The sequence below is a fragment of the Nocardia seriolae NBRC 15557 genome (genome assembly GCF_007990715.1).
GTDB lineage: Bacteria > Actinomycetota > Actinomycetes > Mycobacteriales > Mycobacteriaceae > Nocardia > Nocardia seriolae.
This window is the reverse complement of the sequence record NZ_BJWY01000239.1, coordinates 1-2,731: the sequence shown is the minus strand read 5'-3', so window position 1 is coordinate 2,731 and position 2,731 is coordinate 1. Positions and strand designations below refer to the sequence as shown.

Here is a 2,731-nt window from a genome sequence, read left to right as displayed (position 1 = left end):
GCTACATCACGAAGTGATGCTGGAGTATTAGGTGTGCTGTCGCAGGACGTTGATCGGACGATGGTGATCTCGGCATTCGCCTCGCGGACAGCGTGATCGCCGTCGTCGACGCCGAGGCCGGCAACGCGGCCCGGCTCGAGACCATCCTCCAGATCGCCGACGACCACCAAGTCGGCCGCATGTGCCTCATCCACACCCTCGGCAACCCCGCCGCCAACCTCGCCCGGTGTCTGCGCACCATCACCGACACCCGCGGCGCGACCCCCTGCCCCTACACCTCTCCCTCGGCGTCGGCCCACCTTTCGACGGCGTCATCGACCTCCCCTCGATGTGGGCTCTGGAACCCTTGGCCGCCGACATCTACGGCCCCCATTGGCAACCCGCCGAGGACGCCTTTCACACCCTGGTGCGGACGGTCTTCCCGCACGACCCCACACCGCCACGCGACATCCCTCTCGACCGCATCCGCTCCCTCACCCGCATCGGCGACGTGGTCCCGATCCTCTGCGGTACCGCCCCCCGCAGCAACGACACGGCCCCGATCCTGGACGCGATCGTCCGCTATCTCCCCTCCCCGATGGACGTCTGCCAACCCGAGCACGCCCTCGACTACTGATCGAGCGCCGGGGTGTCGGATCCGACGCTCATCGCCCACACTGCTGCCGGAATGCTGCGGGACCACCGCGGCCAAAAGTTATTCCGGCAATTCTCCGAGCATGCCGCGCCCGGACGCGACGCTTGTCGAGCAAGTTCGAACTCCGTTCTTGCCAGAAGAATTCCAACAAGCAACGCACAAGAAAGTAGAACTCACATGAGCATCCTTCCCAGCGGTTCCGCGATCGGATTCATTTTCAAGGCGATCTGCTCGATTCTCGGCGGCATCTCCTCCGGCTCGTTCAGCTCGTAGAACGGAGAAAACGCAGTGAAACACCGACTTCGAACACGACTGGCCACCGGGCTGACGATCGCCGCTATGGCCGGGGCGACCGGCTATGCCGCCGCCCCCGCGCTGGCCGAACCGATCGACGGCACCGGTCCGGCCGCAGCGGGCGAGGTCGACCCCGGGTCCAACCCGGGCGTCGCGGTAGACGAACTCCAGCCGCTGTCCCTCACCAGCGATATCGGCAAACTTCTGGAAACCGCGAACGCGGGACTCCGGTCACTTGGGGTCCAACCGTTCCTGATCCCGACGGCCGCAGCGTTCTGCTCGCAGATTCCCGGCGTCCCGCTCGGCATCGTGCCCGGCGTCGCCGGTGCGATTCCCGGGCCCTACACCCCGATCCTCGGGGATCTCACCGTGCTCGGCCTGGATCTGAACGCGGTCAAGAGCGGTCAGGTGCTCTACGGGTTCGCGCCGGCGGGCATCGGCGACGATTCGGAAACCAAATCCGGGATGTCGGTCGCCTGGCTCAATATGAGCAATTTCCAGGGCGGCATCAACTCCATGGGGAGCCCCACCGACGTCATCGTCGACGGGATCGCGCGGCAGGCCGCCGATCTCGGCCCGATCGTCGAGGCCGCGGCGGCGCCGTTCATCAAGATGGTCTCCGACGCGCTGAACTCGCTCCCGCAGGCAGGCATCCGCGCGGCAACTGTCGACACCGGCCAAGGCCTGGTCCTGTCGATGGTCGTCGGATCAGTCTCCCATTCCTCGGGGACCTGCTATTTCCTGCCTACGGTCGGCATTCAGAACGTCGGCTAGGCCCCTGGGATTCCGAGGTGGGCGGGAGCGTCACAAGGATTCTCCCGCCCACCCCATTCGACCAACGGATATCGGACCATGTACGAACTACTCGTAGTAATGATCGCCCTCGGGGCGGTGGCGCTGTGCGTTCTCCCGGCCATGTTCATGTTCTCGGGGCAAGAAATCAAACGCGACTCGCGGCGAGACGAGAATCGAGCCGACCCCGCGGACGCGGCTTTCACCGACTACCATCCGGCCGGGAAACTGTCGAGAGGCGCGGACAACTGGTGGCGGGGAGCCCCGGTCGGATCACTCAAACCAGCGTCGTCGGCGCCGAATAGAAGGTCAGCAGGTAGCTTCCCCGACCAGCCACCGTCACCGTGAATTTCACGTAGGGGCGCATATTCAACGGCCCCAACACATTCGTCGCATGGAATTCCGCGTCCGCGTAATGGATATCGAGCGACGGCCCGCCCAGCTCAGCGCTCATCAACGACACGTCGGTGATTCCGGCGGATGGATTCAGCGTGAATGCCAACTCCTGCGACGGGAGAACCGTGGCCTCCGCCGAGGTGGTCACCCCGGCCTCACCGAGCTCTCCCCCGCCGCCGACCGGACCCACCGTCAGCTTGGGAGCCAACCGGGCATTCGCGCCCCCGGTCACGGACACCTCCGGCGTCTTCAGGGTCGCCTCGAAGGAGGACGGCAACGCGACCGGAAAGCCGAACTGATAACCGATCTCGACGGTCCCCGACACCTGCGCGCCCGGATGAAAGCCGTCGATGACCGCGGACACATCAGCGCCGACGAAGGCCTCGCGGGTCAGCGGATTGGAGTCCAGAGGCGGCTGCTGGCCGACCCACAGGGCTGGCACCCGCAACCTCGCGACCATCCCGTCCGGCAGCTCCTGCACCCGTTCGGCCGCCCGATACGCCCTGCTCTCACCATCGCCGCTCGCCGAGGATCCTGTGGCCCGGACGGCACTACCCGGAGCCAGCACCGCCGGAAACAACAGGGCGGCAATCACCAGAACACGCACTAGTGTCG

General features: G+C 65.9%; 4 protein-coding genes. 2 read left to right on the top strand and 2 right to left on the bottom strand.

All coding sequences use genetic code 11. The annotated features are described in order from the left end of the window. The coding region (locus NS2_RS37060) for a hypothetical protein (protein ID WP_222594911.1) at positions 1-194 on the bottom strand (194 nt) is incomplete at its 3' end. A 32-nt stretch (positions 195-226) separates the two neighbouring features. Here NS2_RS37060 and NS2_RS35355 point away from each other — a divergent pair. Continuing rightward, positions 227-616 carry a hypothetical protein gene (locus NS2_RS35355; RefSeq protein WP_143161215.1) on the top strand — a complete coding sequence of 130 codons (390 nt, stop codon included), beginning with the start codon at positions 227-229 and terminating at the stop codon, positions 614-616. Positions 617-973: 357 nt separating this feature from the next. Then, positions 974-1,702, top strand: coding sequence for a hypothetical protein (locus NS2_RS35350; protein WP_045440583.1), 729 nt, complete (start codon positions 974-976; stop codon positions 1,700-1,702). A gap of 295 nt (positions 1,703-1,997) precedes the next feature. On the opposite strand, the gene NS2_RS35345 is transcribed toward NS2_RS35350, so the two are convergent. Then, a partial coding sequence (locus NS2_RS35345) for an MspA family porin (RefSeq protein WP_147207442.1) occupies positions 1,998-2,731 on the bottom strand: 734 nt, incomplete at its 5' end.

Bases quoted from the DNA above. Each gene is read 5' to 3' on its own strand.
- NS2_RS35350 (WP_045440583.1), top strand. From the start codon at position 974: ATGGCCGGGGCGACCGGCTATGCCGCCGCCCCCGCGCTGGCCGAACCG.